This is a genomic window from Streptomyces sp. NPDC041784, assembly GCF_055591025.1.
Genome location: NZ_JBVJAB010000003.1, coordinates 380,990 through 397,886, shown reverse-complemented (window position 1 = coordinate 397,886; position 16,897 = coordinate 380,990). Strand labels below are relative to the sequence as shown.

Genomic DNA, 16,897 nt, shown 5'->3' with positions numbered 1-16,897 from the left:
GCCCGGCGACAGGGGTTTTGTCCTGGTGGACCGGGGCTGCATGATGGCTGACCGGCGCCGCGACCGGCGGCGCCGGCAGGGCGTCCGTGGTGTCAGCCGCCGGGCAGCCCTGCGCCCCCGCCGATTCGGAGACCTGGACGTGCCCAGCCAGAAGGCCCTGATCCGCCGCCCCAGCCCGCGCCTCGCCGAAGGCCTGGTGACGCACGTCGAGCGGGAGAAGGTCGACGTGGAGCTGGCCCAGCAGCAGTGGGAGGCGTACGCCGAGGCGCTGCGGGCGCACGGCTGGGAGACCGTCGAGGTGGACCCGGCCGACGACTGCCCGGACTCCGTGTTCGTCGAGGACACGGTGGTGATGTACAAGAACGTCGCGCTGATCGCGCGCTCCGGCGCGGAGTCCCGGCGCGACGAGGTCGCGGGGGTCGAGGAGGCCGTGGCGCGCCTGGGCTGCTCGGTGAACTGGATCTGGGAGCCGGGCACGCTGGACGGCGGCGATGTGCTGAAGATCGGCGACACGATCTACGTCGGCCGGGGCGGGCGGACCAACGCGGCCGGCGTGCAGCAGGTGCGGGCCGCCTTCGAGCCGCTGGGCGCGCGGGTGGTCGCCGTACCGGTGACCAAGGTGCTGCACCTGAAGTCGGCGGTCACGGCGCTGCCCGACGGCACCGTGATCGGGCACATCCCGAAGGTGGACCGGCCGTCGCTGTTCCCGCGCTTCCTGTCGGTGCCCGAGGAGGCCGGGGCGCACGTCGTGCTGCTCGGCGGCGCGAAGCTGCTGATCGCGGCGAGCGCGCCGAAGACCGCGGAGTTGCTCGCCGACCTCGGTCACGACCCCGTCGTGGTCGACATCAGCGAGTTCGAGAAGCTCGAGGGCTGTGTGACATGTCTCTCGGTACGGCTGCGGGAGCTGTACGCCTGAAGGGGTGAACCGATCACCTTTTCGGCCCCGGGACCTGCGGTTCCCGGGGCCGTTTTGGGATACCCGGACGATACCCGGACACCCCCGCGAAGCCTGGTTGATCAGCGGTCTTTACGACGAACTTAACCTACGGCTTCGTAACCTACGGGTTCGTAGCCTACGATCCCGTAAGTTCCGGCGTCCGCCCGCCGGAGTGTTCGGCTCCGTTTCACGTCCCCTGGAGTACCCCGTGACGATCACTTCCCCGCACCTCGGCAGCCCCGCCGTCTGGACCGACGCCAAGCTGCTGTACGCACTCGAGGAAGTGGTCGAGACCGAACTCAACCGGCACCTGAAGGTCGCCAAGGACTGGATGCCGCACGAGTACGTGCCGTGGAGCGACGGCCGCAACTTCCCGGGCATCTTCGAGGACGGCGAGGCCTGGGACAAGGAGCAGTCGAAGGTCACCGAGATCGGTCGGATCGCGCTGGTGGTGAACCTGCTCACCGAGGACAACCTGCCCAGCTACCACCACGAGATCGCCTCGCTCTTCGGCCGCGACGGCGCCTGGGGCACCTGGGTGCACCGCTGGACCGCGGAGGAGGGCCGGCACGGCATCGTGATGCGCGACTACCTGCTCGCCTCGCGCGCGGTGGACCCGGACAAGCTGGAAGCGTTCCGCATGGCCCACATGAGCGAGGGCTTCGAGTCGGACAACCGCCACTCCATGCTGCACTCGGTCGCCTACGTCGCGTTCCAGGAGCTGGCCACCCGCATCTCGCACCGCAACACCGGCCACCAGTCCGGCGACCCCGTCTGCGACCGCATGCTGGCCCGCATCGCGACCGACGAGAACCTGCACATGGTCTTCTACCGCAACCTCCTGAAGGCCGCCTTCGAGCTGGCCCCCGACCTCACCATGCAGGCCGTGCGGGACGTCGTCGTGAACTTCCGGATGCCCGGCCACGGCATGCCCGGCTTCGAGCGGTTCGCCGCGCAGATGGCGATCGGCGAGGTCTACAACATGCGCATCCACCACGACGACGTGCTCCAGCCCGTGCTGCGCCACCTGAAGGTCATGGAGATCGACGGCCTCGGCCCCGAGGGACAGCAGGCCCAGGACGAACTGGGTCTCTTCATGGGCGGCCTGGACGCGGAGGCCCTGAAGTTCGACGAGAAGCTGGCCGCGCGCAAGGCGCGGATGGCGGCGCGCGCCGCCGGCTGATCCGCCGCTCCACGCCACGAACGGCTCGCACAAGGGACCGAATTCCCGGTGCGGGCCGTTCGCCGTCTGCGGCATCATGCCGCCATGCGCCACAGCGACACGGTCCAGCAGGCCCTCGGCTTCCTGCTCGGCCTGACCGACGAGGACACCGCCGCCCGGATCCGGGCACGCGTCGGCCTGCCCGCGCCCGACAGCCCCGAGGTGGCCCGCCGGCGGCTCGACCGCGTCTGGGCCCTTCCCCGTGTCCCGGCCTCCGTGGTGCTGTGGGTCCTGGAGCAGGACGACCCCGCGCTCAACGCCGTGGTCTGGCGCCACCTCGGCACGGACGCCGGCCTGCGGCGCGCCGTCGCCCGGGGCGTGCCGTTCGGCCCCGGACGGACGGCCCCCGTGCCGGTGGACCCCCGGCGGCTGCCGGGCGAGGAACCCGAGATCCCGGAGAGCTACGTCCGCCTCGGCCTCGTCGGCGCCCTGCGCACGGCCGCCTCCATGCCCGCCGCCCGCGCGGCCGGCTCCATGGTCCTCACCCGGGACGACTGGACGACGGTCACCGCGGCGGACGCCGAGCACCCGCTGCCCGGCTACACCCGCTGGGTGCTGTCCGTCCGCCCGGACTGCCCGCCCGCGCTGCGCGCCCAGTTCGGCTCACACCCCAAGTTCACGCACCGGGTGCGGCAGGCGGGCGTGCTCGACGGCCCCGCCGTCTACGCCACCGCCCACGGCCCGGCCGCCCGGGTGCTGGAGGTCCTGGCCCTGGGCCACCTGATGTTCCCGACCCGTGTCACCGACGCCGAGCACGCCCTGCGCCCCCTGGTCCACGACCACCTGAGCGACCGCGAGGAGGCCTGGGCGGTACTGGCCCAGCTCGCCGGGACGTTCCACGGGACGGCCCCGCAACTCGTGCGGACGGCGGGCGCGATCGCCTGAACGTCCGGCGTTGCGCAAGAGGGCGGGGCGTCCGGCCGGGCGAAGCAGGCAGGGGGCCGTCAGAGGAAGACCTTCCGCACCTTCGCCATGCGGACCTCCGGACTTCCCGCGCCAAGGGATATCGGCACGAGCCAGGGGCCGTCACCGTCCTCCCGAACCGCGGCGGCATTGAACCCACTGTCACCGGTGGGCTTTTCACCCATCCAGCAGAGACTGCGCGTGGACTCTCCCCCTACAGGCCCCGCGGCTCCTTCGAAAGAGCGGCAGTGAAAGAACCGCTCAGGATCACGCGGGTCCTGCACCTCCATACCGAACGGGCCCACACCATCGGCGTCACGACTGCTCGTGTCCACCGGAGAGTTCTCCCACTCGGCCCGTGACATGGTGACCCGTACGGCTTTACCACTCATGGAATTCGCCCTCCCCTCGTATTTCTTCCCTGGAACGGCGGGAGAAATATGCGGTTCCCACGACACCCATGTCACCGAGTCGCTACGTCCGCATGCCGGATCCACCGGCCGCACGGACGTCGGCCGCGTACCGAAGGAGGGGGGCGGGGCGGCTGGATTCGAACCAGCGTGTTCTGGTTTTGGAGACCGGTGCGCCTGCCTCTGCGCTACGGCCCCGCCCTTGCCGCAGAGCGTAATGCCTTGGCCCGTTGTCAGTGGGGCCTGGTACCAATGAGGCACGGGGAAAGCACGGCAAATGGGGTACGGGGGGGCGGGACATGGCGTACGGGGAGCCTGAGCGGCGGCGTCTGCCGGTGGTGGACCTCGCCGACCGCAGAGCGCTGGAGGCGTACCGTCCGGCGGTTCCGGAGGTCGTGGAGGAGGCGCGCCGGCTGAAGGAGGCCGCGCTGCTGGACTTCGGGCTGACGGAGTCGGCGGTGGCGTCCTGGCTGTACGCCAAGTGCCACCACCAGATCCCGACGACGGCGGTCGACACGGCGGCGGTCGTGGCCTCGGGCGACGGCACCTGCCTGCTGCTCTACAACCCGGACTTCTTCGTCGGCCTCGGCCTGGACGGCGTGAAGTTCGTCCTGTTCCACGAGGCCCGGCATCTCGTGCACCGGCATCTGCTGGCCGCTCCGGAGCTGCGCGAGGACCCGGTGTTCGAGCTGGCCGCCGAGGTGTCGATCAACCACGTGGCGCTGGTCCGGCTCGCCCGCGAGGAGCTGCCCCTGCTGGACGGACGGCCGACGGGCGTCGACCCCCGGCAGGTGTACGACGCCTACGTCGAGGATCTGACGACTCATGGGCTGGAGCCGGTGGCGTACCCGGCGTTCACCGAGACCGACCTGCGGGTGTACGGCGAGCTGAAGCGGATGCGGCACCCGCCGGTCCCGGAGCGGCGGCTGTGCGTGCACCTGGCGGAGGGCGGCATCCCCGCCGACCAGGAGACCGTCGACTCGGTGACGTCGTCGGCGCTGCTCAACTCCCTGCTGGCGGCGCGCCGCGGGCACACCGGGGCGGAGCGTGAGCTGCTCGACCTGATGGGCCGCACCGAGGGCGACTCGCCGCGGGCCGCCCGCCTGTGGGGCCGGCTGGGCGCCGGCATGCTGCGCGGTGAGACCCCGCGCACCCGCACGGTCGACTGGTGGCAGCGCTGGCTGGTCGACGTGCTCGGCTCGAAGCTCCGCGACGGCGAGCGGCTGGTGTACCCCAAGAAGCGGGGCGCGCTGCTCGCGGCGCTCGGCCAGGACCCGGTGCTGGCCCGCCGCGGTCCGGTGCGGGAGAAGGTGCTGGTGATCGCCTACGACACCTCGGGGTCCATGCCGGACCACGTGATCGGCTGGCTCACCGACCTGGTCGGCCGGATCGAGGGGGTGGAGGCGCACTGGCTGTCCTTCGACGCCGTGGTGATGCCCTTCAGGCCGGGCGAGCGCGTGTACGGCGGTGGCGGCACGAGCTTCCAGGTGGTCGCGGACTACGTGGAGGGGCGTACGGAGATCGGCGGCCGCCGTTTCGACGTCCGTCCGGACGCGGTGATCGTCCTCACCGACGGATACGCCCCGCCGATCACACCCCAGGAGCCGGACAGATGGATCTGGCTGATCACCGAGCGCGGCCGTGAGTGGCCCGAGACGCACACCCCGGCGATGGCCTGCCATCGCGTGACCACAGGATCGCGGTAGATGACCACAGGATCACGGCCCATGCCCACGGAAACGGCCGAGACACGGCAGTCGACCACCTCACGACTGGAGTCCTTCATCGACGCGATGATCGACATGGGGCAGACCGGCCAGGTCTTCGGCGAACACGGCATCGGCAAGACGGCGACGTTCTTCTCGCACATCGCGCGCGCCCACCCGGACGCGACCCTGGTGTACGTCCCCGCGGCCAATCTGACGCCGGACGACCTGCTGGTCAACGCGCCGGTGCGGGATCCGCGCTCCGGTGAGCTGGTGCTGCGGCAGCTGGTGATGAGCCAGCTGAAGCCGGGCCGGCCGTTCGTGCTGCTCATCGACGACTCGCTCCAGGCGGGTGACACGATCCAGTCGCAGCTGATGCAGATCGCCTGCAACTGGACGCTCGGCGAGCACGATCTGCGCGCCCTGGGCTGCGTCGGCGTCTTCCTCACCGACAACGAGTCGCTGGCGGAGACGTCGGCCCGGCGCGGTGACCTCGCGCTGCTGGACCGCATGGTCACGCTGCGGATCACGGCGAACGACACGTCGTGGCGGCGCCACCTCGCGGCCAAGTACCGGCCGTGGGACCTGCGTCCGGTGCTCTCCCTGTGGGCGTCGCTCCCTTCGGCGGTGCGCGAGCTGCTGTCCCCGCGCACCCTCGACCATGTGCTGGCCAACGCCCGGGAGGGGTTCCCGCTGCGCTGGGGCCTGCCGCTGATCGACGGCGAGCGGCTGCGGCTGGCCGAGCCGGGCGCGGACGGCAGACCGGGGCCGGACCGCACAGCGGAGATCCTCGACCGGATCGCCGCGGCGGTGGGCGCGGCCAATCCGTCGTCCGTCCCGGACCCGGTGCGGCAGGTGGTGCGGGCGGCGCTGCGCAACCGCTGGACGGTGCTGCTCCAGGGGCCGCCCGGCTGCGGCAAGACGGAGCTGGTGCGGGAGACGGTCCGGGAGGGCCTCGGCCGGGACGCCCTGTACTTCTCCCTGCCGGTGACCAATGTCGAGGACCTGTGCGCGCCGGTGCCCTCGCCGGACGGCACGCTGGACAACCTTCTCGCCGTGCGGTTCACCGGCCCGGAGCCCAAGGCGATCGTGTGGGACGAGTACAACCGGCCGAAGGACCGGGCCGCGTTCGCCAAGCTGATGGAGATCACCCAGGAGTGGTCGCTGGCCGGGCGGCGGATCGAGAACCTGCGCGCCCAGATCGCCGTCCAGAACCCGCCGTACCACCTGGGCCGCAAGCTGCTGGTGTCCCGGAACAACATCGCGCAGGCGACCCGGTTCACGGCCTCGCTGGAGGTGGCGCCGGAGGACATCCCGGCCAACGAGTGGCTGCTGGCGCGGTACGGGTCGGACGCCGAGACGGTACTGGAGTGGTGGAAGCACGACATCGACGAGGAGGGCCGGGCCTGGATCACCAAGCGGACGATGGAGCGGCTGATCAAGCTGCACCGGCGGGGGCTGCCGCTGGAGATGGGCACGGTCTACCTCGGCGAGGGCGAGTACGCGCCCGTGCCGCTCGGTGCACTGATCGACCGGCTCCGGGGCCGCCCGGTGACGGGCCTGCGGGAGCTGGCCCGGGACGCCGACCGGTGGGAGGCGCGGCTGCGGCGGGCGGCCGAGCACTCCGACGAGGGCGGCGACGACAGCGACGTCGTCCACCAGATCCTCGCCAACGCCGAACTGTCCCAGCTGCGGAAACACCGAGCGGTGGTGGCGCGTCTGGTGACCTTGCTGCCGGCGAAACTGCGGGCGACGTACCTGGTGGGGGCGTCGGAGCAGCAGGAGCGGTTCTGGATGGAGGTGTTCACCGGGATACGACGCTGAGAGGCCGGGCAACCCACCGGAAAAAAAATCGGTCGGCGATGTCGAGAACCCGTGGCTCGCTCCGTCCCCGTGGTGAACGCGACCAGAATGGGTCGCACAGCACCGAGGAGAACCACGATGGCCAAGTACTTGCTGCTCAAGCACTACCGCGGCGCCCCGGCGGCGGTCAACGACGTGCCCATGGACCAGTGGACACCGGAGGAGATCTCGGCCCACGTGCAGTACATGAACGACTTCGCGGCCCGGCTCGAGAAGACCGGTGAGTTCGTCGACGGTCAGGCCCTCGCCCCCGAGGGGACGTTCGTCCGGTACGACGGCGAGGGCCGCCCGCCGGTCACCGACGGCCCGTTCGCCGAGACCAAGGACCTCATCGCCGGCTGGATGGTGATCGACGTCGACAGCTACGAGCGCGCCGTCGAGCTGGCCGGGGAGCTGTCGGCCGCGCCCGGAGCGGGCGGGAAGCCGATCCACGAGTGGCTCGAGCTGCGCCCCTTCCTGACCGCGCCGCCCACCATCACGGAGTGACGTCCGAGATGACCGAGGCCCTGCTCCGGAGCCTCACACCGAGCGTGCTCGGGATCCTCGTCCGCCGCGGAGCCGACTTCGCGGCGGCCGAGGACGCCGTACAGGACGCGCTGGTCGAGGCGGTCCGCGTCTGGCCGGCCGACCCGCCACGGGACGCGAAGGGCTGGCTGGTCACCGTGGCCTGGCGCCGGTTCCTCGACGCGAGGCGGGCGGACGCCGCCCGGCGCCGGCGTGAGGACCTCGTCGACGAGGAGCCGGCGCCCGGGCCCGCGCCCGCGGTGGACGACACGCTCCAGCTCTACTTCCTGTGCGCCCACCCGTCGCTGACGCCGTCGTCCGCCGTCGCGCTCACCCTGCGCGCCGTCGGCGGGCTCACCACCCGCCAGATCGCCCAGGCCTACCTGGTGCCCGAGGCGACCATGGCGCAGCGCATCAGCCGGGCCAAGCGCACCGTCTCCGGCGTGCGGTTCGACCGGCCCGGCGATGTCGCCACCGTGCTGCGCGTCCTCTACCTGGTCTTCAACGAGGGCTACTCCGGCGACATCGACCTGGCCGCCGAGGCCATCCGGCTCACCCGGCAGCTCGCGGCCGCGATCGACCACCCCGAGGTGGCGGGGCTGCTCGCCCTCATGCTGCTCCACCACGCCCGGCGCGCGGCCCGCACCGCGCCCGACGGCAGCCTGGTGCCGCTCGCCGAGCAGGACCGCGGCCGGTGGGACACCGCCTCGATCGCCGAGGGCGTCGAGATCCTGCAGGCGGCCCTCGCCCGCGACCGGCTGGGCGAGTTCCAGGCCCAGGCCGCCATCGCCGCCCTCCACGCCGACGCGCCCACCGCCGAGGAGACCGACTGGGTGCAGATCGTCGAGTGGTACGACGAGCTCGCGCGCCTGACCGACAGCCCGGTCGTCCGGCTCAACCGCGCGGTGGCGGTCGGCGAAGCCGACGGACCGCGGGCCGGCCTGGCGGCGCTCGCGGCGCTGGACGACACCCTGCCCCGCCACACCGCGGTGGCGGCCTACCTCCACGAACGCGACGGCGACCTGGCGACGGCGGCACGGCTGTACGCCGAGGCGGCCCGCAAGGCACCCGACCTCGCCGAGCGCGACCACCTGACACGCCAGGCCGCCCGGCTCAACGCCCGCCGGCGTCGCTGACAGCCGCGCTCGAGATTCCCCGCAGCACCTGGCGCCGGGGGGCGGAGTGCGGGGTGCGGGGTGCGGGGTGCGGGTCAGGGGGTGACAGCTGTGACGCGTACGAGCCGTGGGCGCGGGCGGGCAGTTTTTCGAGGTTCCCGGAAGGGCGACAGTCGCTCAGTCCGCGTCCTGCGCCGGTGCCGTGCGGTGCACGCTGCGGACGGCCGCGACATCGGCCGGTACCGCCGGGGGCGGCAGGTGGGCGCTGAGGGCCGTCAGCCGGCGTTTGATGCTGGTGGCGACGCCCTGGCCGAGGACGAAGCGGGTGGCCGTGGTGGCGTGCGGGGCGTGGTCGAGGAGGCGGTGGGCCTCGCGGCTGCGCAGGCCCGTGTCGCGCAGGACGAGATGGGAGAGGCGGTGGCCGGTGGCCGACAGGGTCCGTCCGATGGTCTCGGCGGCGGCCAGGTCGAGCCGGTTGTCGGCGGCGCCGAGCACGGCCGCCGCCCGGACCCGGCCGAGGTCCAGCACGGTGACACCGGCCGTGGTGGCCGCGCCGACCAGCCGGGCGGCGGCCCGCGGTCCGATGCCGTTGCTGGCGACGGACAGCCGGGTGAGCCGTCCGTACGGGGCCCGCTCCAGCGCCTCGGTGAGGCGGAGGGCGCCGGCGTCGCCCAGCCGGGCGGCGGACACGTACAGTTCGTCGACCGCGCCCGCCTCGACGACCGCGGCGAGGGCCCTGGCGCCCGGCTCCCCCAGCGGGTTGCCGCCGACGAACAGCCGTTCCACACGCCGGCCCTGGCCGGTGGCGGCCAGCAGCGCGTCGGCGAGGACGGTGGCTCCGGCCGCGTCCAGGCCGGTCTGGACGAGGTCGAGGGTGCGCAGCGTCCGTACGGACTCCACCAGGTCGGCCGCCGCACGGCCTCCGCCGCCGCCCAACGGGTTGCGCTTGAGCCAGACACCGGTGACGACCTGGGGCGAGGCGCGCAGCTGGTCGGCGATCCGGCAGGCGCCGCCCGCGGTGATGCCGTTGCAGCCTAGGTAGAGCGTCTCCACCGGCGCGTCCGTGCCGGCCACCGCGGCGGCGCCGTCGTCGCCGAGCGCGTCGGTGCCGAGCAGCAGATGGCGTACGGGCGAGGGGCCGTCGGCCAGGGCCTCGGCGACCAGCGCGGCGCCCCGGGCGCCGAGGCCCTGCTTGCACAGGTCCAGACGGCCGTCGGGCAGTGCCGTACCGGCCGCGAAGTCCAGCCGCTCCCCCGCCGGGCGCCCGGCGCGCAGCCAGTCCAGCAACGGTGCGAGGTCGGCGAGCGGGCGGGGCACGACGTGGGGCACCCCGGCGAAACCCGAAGGCCCGGACCCGGGTCCGGGTCCGGGCGCGGCCCCGGCCGCCGCCTGCTCCGTCCTCCCCGCGTTCTCCCCGCTCACCACTGCGCCTCCCGGTAGTCCTTGAGGAACACGCCGGACACCGGGTCGCCCGCCTCGCCGCGCACGATCGGGTCGTAGACGCGGGCCGCGCCGTCGACGATGTCGAGCGGGGTGCGGAAGCCCGCGCCCGCCATGCGGGCCTTCTTGGGCGCCGGGTTCTCGTCGGTGATCCAGCCGGTGTCGACGGCGCACATGTGGACGCCCTGCTCGGCGAGGTCGGCGGCGCTGGTGCGGGTGAGCATGTTCAGGGCGGCCTTGGCCATGTTGGTGTGCGGGTGTCCCGGCATCTTGTTGCGCACGGCGAACCGGCCCTCCACGGCGGTCACGTTCACGACATAGCGGCGTGGACGCGGGGCGGCCAGCAGCAGCGGCAGCAGCCGGTCGCAGAGCAGCGCGGGCGCGAGGGCGTTGACGAGCTGGGTCTCCAGGACCTCCGCCGGATCGAGCGCGCCGAGCCGGGCCGACCAGGAGTTCTCCGGGGCGGGGTCGGGCAGCAGTCCGGCCTCGTCGGCCTCGCGGAGGGCCGCGGGCAGGGCGCCGGCTCCGCTCGGCAGCATCCGCATCGGGGCGAAGCCCGGCGCCGCGCGCGCCCCTTCGGGCAGGGCGTCGTACTCGCCGGCGGCCAGCAGGGCGTACGACTCCGGTGGGCGGCGCACGGTCTGGGCGGCGTTGTTGACGAGGATGTCGAGCGGCTCGCCCTCCGCGCGCAGCTCCTCGCACAGGCCGAGCACCTGGCGCGGGTCACGCAGATCGACGGCGAGCACGGTGAGCCGGTCCAGCCACTTCTCGCTGCCCGGCTCCGCGCGGAAGCGGCGCACGGTGTCGTGCGGGAACCGGGAGGTGACGAGCAGTTCCGCACCGTCGCGCAGCATCATCAGCGCCAGCTGGAAGCCGATCTTCACCCGGCCGCCGGTGAGCAGGGCCCGGCGGCCGCTCAGATCGGTGGTCAGGGCGCGGCGGGCGGTGTTGTCGGCGGCGCAGTCCGGGCAGAGCCGGTGGTAGAAGGTGTCGACCTGTCGGTAGGGCGACTTGCAGACGTAGCAGGTGCGCGGCCGGCGGAAGACGCCGCCGCGGCCGGCGTCCGCCAGGGGCGCGTCCTCCCGGCGGTCCACGGCACCGGTCGCGGTCGAGGCCATCGCGGCGGCGTCGGCGGCCGTCGTCTCGGCGCCGCGCGCCTTGCGCCGCCGGAGCCGTCCGTCGCGTGCGAAGGACGCGGCGACCTGCTCGGCGCGCAGCCGTGCGGGATCGTCGACGGGCAGGGCCCGCAGCTTGCCCACGATCCGGTGGAAGGCGGCCAGTTCCGCCTCGCCGACCGGTTCCGCCCCGCCGACCGGTCCGGTCACCGCTCCGGTGACCGCCGCTCCGGTGTCGTCCTCGTTGTCCTCGCCCATCCGTCCCCGCCCCGCACTCGCCGTTCCGGCGGTCCCGGCCGGATTCGAACCGGCGTATCCGCCCTGACAAGGCGGCGAGTCTGCCTCTGCTCTACGGGACCCCTTCGCGCCCGGACGACCGGATTCGAACCGGCGTATCCGGCTGGGCAAGCCGGCGCGACTGCCTCTGCGCTACGTCCGGAGGCGCCCCCGGATCCTAACCGCACCCCCGCGACGCGGTCGCCCGGATTTCCCGGGCCGGATCGGCGCCGGGAATCAGCGCGCGCGTCGTATCTGCAACCGTTCCTTCTCGGAGAGGCCGCCCCAGACGCCGAAGCGCTCGTCGTTGGCCAGGGCGTAGTCGAGGCAGGCCGTGCGCATCTCGCACATACCGCAGATGAGCTTGGCCTCCCGCACCGAACTGCCGGGCTCGGGGAAGAAGAAGTCCGCCCCGGTCTGCGCGCACAGCGCCTCCCGCTGCCAGGCGAGATCGGGAGTGGGGATCGTGTCCGTGTACATGGCGAGGATCGTGCCGCGCGGCGAAAAACGTTCGATCAACGCGGCATATACGCCGCGCCGCGTGGCCCGCGGCCACCCTGATGGTGACCCCGCGAGGTGGCGGGGCGCACGGCGGCGCGCGGAACGCGCCGGAACCCGGAGGACATCGGCCGTGACCCACGGTGACGGTCGGGGCCCGGGAAGCCGGTGGCCCCATTCCGGCGGCGGTTGTCAGTGGGCGGTGCGAGACTCGGCAGTGCAGGCAACGGGACCCTTGTGAGGAGGGCGAAGATGCTCACCACCCGTTTCGTCGACGGCGCTCCGAACTGGATCGACGTCGGCTCGTCCGACATCGACGGCGCCACCTCCTTCTACGGTGCCCTCTTCGGCTGGCGGTTCGAGTCGGCGGGCCCCGAGGCCGGCGGCTACGGCTTCTTCCGACTGGACGGGAAGACCGTGGCGGGCGGCATGCAGATCGCACCCGAGCAGGGCCCGCCGTCATGGACGGTGTACTTCCGCACGCCGGACGCGGACGCGACGGCCAAGGCAGCCGAGCGGACGCACGGCAGGGTGCTGTTCGCGCCGATGGACGTGATGGGCCAGGGCACGATGGCGATCCTCGCCGACGAGGCCGGGGTGCCGTTCGGCCTCTGGCAGCCGGGGCTGACCAAGGGCGTGGACCTCGTGGGCGATCCCGGTTCACTGTGCTGGGTCGAGCTGTACACCCCGGACATCGCGGCGGCGGCCGCGTTCTATCACGCGACGCTCGGACTGGAGACGTTCGCCGTGCCCTTCCCCGGCGGCACGTACACGTGCGTCAACCCCGCCGGTCTGGGTGAGGACGCCATGTTCGGCGGGATCGTCCCGCTGGCCGACGATCCGGTGGAGGCGCGCTCGGGGGCGTACTGGCTGCCGTACTTCGAGGTCATGGACGTGGACGGGCTGGTCGCCCGGGCGCAGGAGCTGGGCGGCACGGTGCGGATGCCCGCCATGGACGTGGAGAGCGTCGGCCGGATCGCCAAGCTGGCCGACCCGTACGGGGCACGCTTCGCGGTGATCAAGAGCGCGGCCCCGCAGGAGACGTGAGGCAGTCGTGAAAGTCGGCTGCCCGGTCAGGCCGAGGCGCGGCGCACCAGGGTGGTCGGCAGGACGACGCCGGCCGCGGGGTCGTCGGTGCCGCTCGGGTCGAGGCGGCGCAGCAGCATGCGGGCCATGATCCGGCCCATCTCCTCGATGTCCTGACGGACCGTCGTCAGTGGCGGGTCGGTGCCCTCGGCCACGGGCAGCATGTCGTCGAAGCCGACCACGGCGACGTCCTCGGGCACGCGCCGCCCCTGCTCGCGCAGCACCCGCAGGGCGCCCGAGGCGGCGAGGTCGTTGGCGGCGAACACGGCGTCCACGTCCGGGCAGCGGTCGAGGAGTTCCCGCATCGCGCGCTCACCGCCGCCGGGTGTGAAGTCGCTCTCCACGACGAGGCGCGGGTCGGCGTCGCCGCGCACGTCCCGGAACCCCTGGAGCCGGTCCGCGGCGGAGGTCTGGTCGAGGGGGCCGGTGATGTGCGCGATCCGGGTGCGGCCGAGGCCGACGAGATGGCGGACGGCCTCGCGGGCGCCGCCACGGTTGTCGCTGTCGACGTAGACCACGCCCTCGTCGCCGTCGTTCCAGCCCGGACGGCCGCCGAACACCGTGGGGATCCCGGCGCCCCTGATGAGGCCGGGCAGCGGGTCGTCGAGATGCAGGGAGAAGACCAGCGCGCCGTCGACATGGCCGCCGGCGAGGTAGCGGGCGACCCGGGCGTGGTCGTCGCGGCCCTCGGTGAGCAGGAGCACCAGTTGGTTGTCGTGGGCCGTCAGTTCCTTGCTGATGCCACGGAGCTGGAGGGCGAAGAAGGGGTCGGCGAAGACCCGCGTCTCCGGCTCGGCGATGACGACCGCGACGGCGTCGTGACGTCGCGTCACCAGACTGCGCGCGGCCTGGTTGGGCACGTAGCCGAGTTCCTCCACGGCCCGCCGCACCCGCTTGACGAGCGGCTCCCGGACACCGTCCCCGCCGTTGACGACGCGTGACACGGTGGCCCGGGAGACCCCGGCCCGCGCGGCCACGGCCTCCAGGGTGGGGCGCGGCGCGGTCTCGGTCACGTCGGGGCTCCTCCTCGATGGATGCGGATCAGGATAGCTCCGGGAGTCGCGGGAGGTGAGAGCGCTCTCGGCGAGCGTTCCCGGCAGCGTGGCAGGCAGGCGCTCGGGGCGTCGGGCGGGAGCGGGCGGGGGGCGGGCGCGGGGCGGGCGCGGGGCGGGCGCGGGGCGGGCGCGGGGCGGGCGCGGGGCGGGCGCGGGGCGGGCGCGGGGCGGGCGCGGGGCGGGCGCGGGGCGTTGTCAGTGGCGTCCGGCATGCGCAGCTCCGACTGGGGGCAGCGGATGGCGGCCGTCGAGATGAGCGGGCTGCTGATGACGGGGTGGCGGGTTCCGGACGAGTGGCCGGTGATCGAGCTGACCCGGCAGCTCGGCTGGCCCGAACTGCGCCTGCACAAGCGGGCGTTGACCGAACTCGGCCACTTGGCGCCGATCGCCGGGGTCGTCGGGGACGTCCTGGCGGACTGCATCGACGAGTGGACGGGCAGCGACCTGGAGGAGGGCATGCCCCGGCGTACTCATGACCTGCGAGGACCGACCGGGCCGGGGGTGACGGCCGCCGTCGGCGGCGGTGCCGTCGCCCCCTGACCTCCGTCCAGGGCTCCTTACGTCCCTCTACGTCAAGTACGTCTCCTACGCCTCCTTCTCCCGCCTCGCCCGGCTCGGCTGTACCCGTTTCGGCTCGCCCGGCATCTTCGGGTACTCCGGCGGATACGGCAGGTCGCCCAGGCCGTGCTCGTGTTCGTCGCGGCGGGCCAGGTCCAGGAGGGCGTCGAGGGAGAAGGCGTGGTCGTCCATGTCGGCGTGGACGTCGCCGAGTTCGGCGAACCGGGCCGGCATGGTCGCGATGTCGAAGTCGCGGGGGTGCGCCTCGCCGACCTCCTCCCAGCGCAGGGGTGCCGAGACGGGGGCGTGCGGGCGGGGGCGTACGGAGTAGGCGGAGGCGATGGTGCGGTCGCGGGCGGTCTGGTTGTAGTCCACGAAGATCCGTTCGCCCCGTTCCTCCTTCCACCACTTGATCGTGACCTGGTCCGGCATCCGCCGCTCCATCTCACGGCCGACGGCGATGGCGGCGCGCCGCACCTGGGTGAAGGTCCAGCGGGGCTCGATCGGAACGAAGACGTGCAGGCCGCGGCCCCCGGAGGTCTTGGGCCAGCCGCGCAGTCCGCCGAACTCGTCGAGGACGGCGCGCAGTTCGTGCGCCGCGCGGACGGCGTCGTCGTAGTCGGTGCCGGGCTGCGGGTCGAGGTCGATGCGGAGTTCGTCGGGGCGGTCGACGTCGTCGCGGCGCACCGGCCACGGGTGGAAGGTGAGCGTGCCGAACTGGGCGGCCCACAGCACGGCCGCCTCCTCGGTGGGGCACATCTCGTCGGCGCTGCGCCCGCTGGGGAAGGTGATGTGGGCGGTCGGGATCCAGTCGGGCATGTTCTTCGGCGCCCGCTTCTGGAAGAAGGACTCGCCGGTCACCCCGTCCGGGTAGCGCTCCAGGGTGGTGGGACGGTTGCGCAGCGCGCGCAGGATGCCGGGGGCGACCACCTGGTAGTAGCGGGCGACGTCCAGCTTGGTGAAGCCGCGCTCCGGGAAGAAGACCTTGTCGGGACTGGACAGCCGTACGCTCCGGCCGCCCGCCTCCAGTTCCACCGCGTCACCCATGCGAGCCACGGTAGGCGCAACCCCGAAAGCGCGCATACCGGGCGATCCGCTCGGGAGGGGCGCAGAATCGGACCATGGATCTGCCGGTGATGCCGCCCGTGAAGCCGATGCTCGCCAAGGCGGTGGCGGCGATTCCGCCGGGCATGCAGTACGAGGCGAAGTGGGACGGCTTCCGGGCGATCGTGTTCCGCGACGGGGACGAGGTCGAGCTGGGCAGCCGTACCGGGAAGCCGCTGACCAGGTACTTTCCCGAGCTGGTGGAGGCGCTGCGGGAGCGGGTTCCCGAGCGGTGCGTGCTGGACGGGGAGATCGTGATCGCGCGCGAGGGGCGGCTTGACTTCGACGCGCTCACGGAGCGGATCCACCCGGCGGCCTCCCGGGTGCGCACGCTCGCCGAGCGGACCCCGGCGTCGTTCGTGGCGTTCGACGTGCTGGCGCTCGCCGACACCTCGCTCCTCGACGTACCGCTGACCGACCGGCGGGAGCTGCTCGGCAGGGCGCTCCAGGGGGTGACCCCGCCCGTGCACCTGGCTCCGGCGACCACGGACGTCGAGGTCGCGCAGCGTTGGTTCGAGCAGTACGAGGGCGCGGGCCTGGACGGGGTGATCGCCAAGCCGCTCACCCTGCGCTACCTCCAGGACGAGCGCGCCATGTTCAAGGTCAAGCACGAGCGCACCGCGGACGTGGTCGTCGCGGGCTACCGGTTCCACAAGAGCGGACCGGTGGTCGGCTCGCTGCTGCTCGGCCTGTACGACGACCGGGGCGCCCTCCAGCACGTCGGGGTGTCGGCGGCCTTCGCGATGAAGCGGCGGGCCGAGCTGGTGGAGGAGCTGGAGCCGCTGCGGATGGCGGACGCCGAGGGCCATCCGTGGGCGGCCTGGTCGGACGAGTCGGCGCACGAGACGGCCCGGCTGCCGGGCGCACCGAGCCGCTGGTCGGGCAAGAAGGACCTGTCGTGGGTGCCGCTGCGGCCGGAGCGGGTGGCCGAGGTGGCCTACGACCACATGGAGAACGGGGCCCGGTTCCGGCACACGGCCCGTTTCCGCCGCTGGCGCCCGGACCGCATGCCGGAGAGCTGCACGTACGCGCAGTTGGAGGAGCCGGTGCGCTACGACCTCGCGGAGATCCTCGGGAACCCGTCCGGGTCGTGATCCACCTGATC

General features: G+C 73.0%; 15 protein-coding genes and 3 tRNA genes. 10 read left to right on the top strand and 8 right to left on the bottom strand.

Going from position 1 to position 16,897, the window contains the following annotated elements; translation table 11 throughout:
* Nucleotides 1–139: 139 nt before the first annotated feature.
* The 3 genes from ddaH to ACZ6D7_RS08465 all read left to right on the top strand — a co-directional run bounded on the left by ddaH (nt 140) and on the right by ACZ6D7_RS08465 (nt 3,044).
* Nucleotides 140–916: a dimethylargininase gene (gene ddaH / locus ACZ6D7_RS08475; RefSeq protein ID WP_469485476.1), complete on the top strand. Its 777-nt coding sequence runs from the start codon at nt 140–142 to the stop codon at nt 914–916.
* Nucleotides 917–1,145: 229 nt separating this feature from the next.
* Nucleotides 1,146–2,120: an acyl-ACP desaturase gene (locus ACZ6D7_RS08470; RefSeq protein ID WP_469485473.1), complete on the top strand. Its 975-nt coding sequence runs from the start codon at nt 1,146–1,148 to the stop codon at nt 2,118–2,120.
* Nucleotides 2,121–2,204: 84 nt separating this feature from the next.
* The gene (locus ACZ6D7_RS08465) at nt 2,205–3,044 is read left to right on the top strand and encodes a hypothetical protein (RefSeq protein ID WP_469485471.1); all 840 of its coding nucleotides are present in this window, start codon (nt 2,205–2,207) and stop codon (nt 3,042–3,044) included.
* A 552-nt stretch (nt 3,045–3,596) separates the two neighbouring features.
* Here the strand turns inward: ACZ6D7_RS08465 and ACZ6D7_RS08460 are convergent.
* A tRNA-Trp gene (locus tag ACZ6D7_RS08460) sits at nt 3,597–3,672 on the bottom strand.
* 99 nt (nt 3,673–3,771) lie between these two features.
* Here ACZ6D7_RS08460 and ACZ6D7_RS08455 point away from each other — a divergent pair.
* The 4 genes from ACZ6D7_RS08455 to ACZ6D7_RS08440 all read left to right on the top strand — a co-directional run bounded on the left by ACZ6D7_RS08455 (nt 3,772) and on the right by ACZ6D7_RS08440 (nt 8,681).
* A complete protein-coding gene (locus ACZ6D7_RS08455) occupies nt 3,772–5,178 on the top strand; it encodes a vWA domain-containing protein (protein WP_469485468.1) in 1,407 nt (468 codons plus the stop codon).
* 21 nt (nt 5,179–5,199) lie between these two features.
* Complete coding sequence (locus tag ACZ6D7_RS08450) at nt 5,200–7,002, top strand: AAA family ATPase (RefSeq protein WP_469485460.1); 1,803 nt, start codon at nt 5,200–5,202, stop codon at nt 7,000–7,002.
* Nucleotides 7,003–7,119: 117 nt separating this feature from the next.
* Nucleotides 7,120–7,527 carry a YciI family protein gene (locus tag ACZ6D7_RS08445; protein ID WP_469485456.1) on the top strand — a complete coding sequence of 136 codons (408 nt, stop codon included), beginning with the start codon at nt 7,120–7,122 and terminating at the stop codon, nt 7,525–7,527.
* A gap of 8 nt (nt 7,528–7,535) precedes the next feature.
* Nucleotides 7,536–8,681 (top strand): RNA polymerase sigma factor, encoded by a 1,146-nt coding sequence (locus ACZ6D7_RS08440; protein WP_469486031.1) that lies wholly within the window; start codon nt 7,536–7,538, stop codon nt 8,679–8,681.
* Between the two features lie 156 nt (nt 8,682–8,837).
* On the opposite strand, the gene ACZ6D7_RS08435 is transcribed toward ACZ6D7_RS08440, so the two are convergent.
* The 5 genes from ACZ6D7_RS08435 to ACZ6D7_RS08415 all read right to left on the bottom strand — a co-directional run bounded on the left by ACZ6D7_RS08435 (nt 8,838) and on the right by ACZ6D7_RS08415 (nt 11,971).
* Nucleotides 8,838–9,977: a leucine-rich repeat domain-containing protein gene (locus ACZ6D7_RS08435; RefSeq protein WP_469485453.1), complete on the bottom strand. Its 1,140-nt coding sequence runs from the start codon at nt 9,975–9,977 to the stop codon at nt 8,838–8,840.
* Nucleotides 9,978–10,078: 101 nt separating this feature from the next.
* Complete coding sequence (locus tag ACZ6D7_RS08430) at nt 10,079–11,473, bottom strand: SDR family oxidoreductase (protein WP_469485451.1); 1,395 nt, start codon at nt 11,471–11,473, stop codon at nt 10,079–10,081.
* 29 nt (nt 11,474–11,502) lie between these two features.
* Nucleotides 11,503–11,574, bottom strand: a tRNA-Asp gene (locus ACZ6D7_RS08425).
* 8 nt (nt 11,575–11,582) lie between these two features.
* Nucleotides 11,583–11,654, bottom strand: a tRNA-Gly gene (locus ACZ6D7_RS08420).
* A gap of 74 nt (nt 11,655–11,728) precedes the next feature.
* On the bottom strand, nt 11,729–11,971 hold the full coding sequence (locus ACZ6D7_RS08415; protein WP_469485448.1) for a WhiB family transcriptional regulator: 243 nt from the start codon (nt 11,969–11,971) through the stop codon (nt 11,729–11,731).
* Nucleotides 11,972–12,241: 270 nt separating this feature from the next.
* Between ACZ6D7_RS08415 and ACZ6D7_RS08410 the strand changes: the two genes are divergently transcribed.
* A complete protein-coding gene (locus ACZ6D7_RS08410) occupies nt 12,242–13,036 on the top strand; it encodes a VOC family protein (protein WP_469485445.1) in 795 nt (264 codons plus the stop codon).
* 26 nt (nt 13,037–13,062) lie between these two features.
* On the opposite strand, the gene ACZ6D7_RS08405 is transcribed toward ACZ6D7_RS08410, so the two are convergent.
* On the bottom strand, nt 13,063–14,088 hold the full coding sequence (locus tag ACZ6D7_RS08405) for a LacI family DNA-binding transcriptional regulator (RefSeq protein WP_469485442.1): 1,026 nt from the start codon (nt 14,086–14,088) through the stop codon (nt 13,063–13,065).
* A 252-nt stretch (nt 14,089–14,340) separates the two neighbouring features.
* Here ACZ6D7_RS08405 and ACZ6D7_RS08400 point away from each other — a divergent pair, with 252 nt between their 5' ends.
* The gene (locus ACZ6D7_RS08400) at nt 14,341–14,670 is read left to right on the top strand and encodes a hypothetical protein (RefSeq protein ID WP_469485440.1); all 330 of its coding nucleotides are present in this window, start codon (nt 14,341–14,343) and stop codon (nt 14,668–14,670) included.
* Nucleotides 14,671–14,715: 45 nt separating this feature from the next.
* On the opposite strand, the gene ligD is transcribed toward ACZ6D7_RS08400, so the two are convergent.
* A complete protein-coding gene (gene ligD, locus ACZ6D7_RS08395; protein WP_469485437.1) occupies nt 14,716–15,735 on the bottom strand; it encodes a non-homologous end-joining DNA ligase in 1,020 nt (339 codons plus the stop codon).
* Nucleotides 15,736–15,809: 74 nt separating this feature from the next.
* On the opposite strand from ligD, the gene ACZ6D7_RS08390 reads away from it, so the two are divergent.
* Nucleotides 15,810–16,886 carry an ATP-dependent DNA ligase gene (locus tag ACZ6D7_RS08390; protein ID WP_469485434.1) on the top strand — a complete coding sequence of 359 codons (1,077 nt, stop codon included), beginning with the start codon at nt 15,810–15,812 and terminating at the stop codon, nt 16,884–16,886.
* Nucleotides 16,887–16,897 lie beyond the last annotated feature (11 nt).

Coding starts and splice junctions, on each gene's coding strand:
- ACZ6D7_RS08410 (WP_469485445.1), top strand. CDS start 12,242: ATGCTCACCACCCGTTTCGTCGACGGCGCTCCGAACTGGATCGACGTC.
- ACZ6D7_RS08465 (WP_469485471.1), top strand. CDS start 2,205: ATGCGCCACAGCGACACGGTCCAGCAGGCCCTCGGCTTCCTGCTCGGC.
- ACZ6D7_RS08450 (WP_469485460.1), top strand. CDS start 5,200: ATGCCCACGGAAACGGCCGAGACACGGCAGTCGACCACCTCACGACTG.
- ACZ6D7_RS08400 (WP_469485440.1), top strand. CDS start 14,341: ATGCGCAGCTCCGACTGGGGGCAGCGGATGGCGGCCGTCGAGATGAGC.
- ACZ6D7_RS08415 (WP_469485448.1), bottom strand. CDS start 11,971: ATGTACACGGACACGATCCCCACTCCCGATCTCGCCTGGCAGCGGGAG.
- ACZ6D7_RS08440 (WP_469486031.1), top strand. CDS start 7,536: ATGACCGAGGCCCTGCTCCGGAGCCTCACACCGAGCGTGCTCGGGATC.
- ligD (WP_469485437.1), bottom strand. CDS start 15,735: ATGGGTGACGCGGTGGAACTGGAGGCGGGCGGCCGGAGCGTACGGCTG.
- ACZ6D7_RS08390 (WP_469485434.1), top strand. CDS start 15,810: ATGGATCTGCCGGTGATGCCGCCCGTGAAGCCGATGCTCGCCAAGGCG.
- ACZ6D7_RS08430 (WP_469485451.1), bottom strand. CDS start 11,473: ATGGGCGAGGACAACGAGGACGACACCGGAGCGGCGGTCACCGGAGCG.
- ACZ6D7_RS08445 (WP_469485456.1), top strand. CDS start 7,120: ATGGCCAAGTACTTGCTGCTCAAGCACTACCGCGGCGCCCCGGCGGCG.
- ACZ6D7_RS08455 (WP_469485468.1), top strand. CDS start 3,772: ATGGCGTACGGGGAGCCTGAGCGGCGGCGTCTGCCGGTGGTGGACCTC.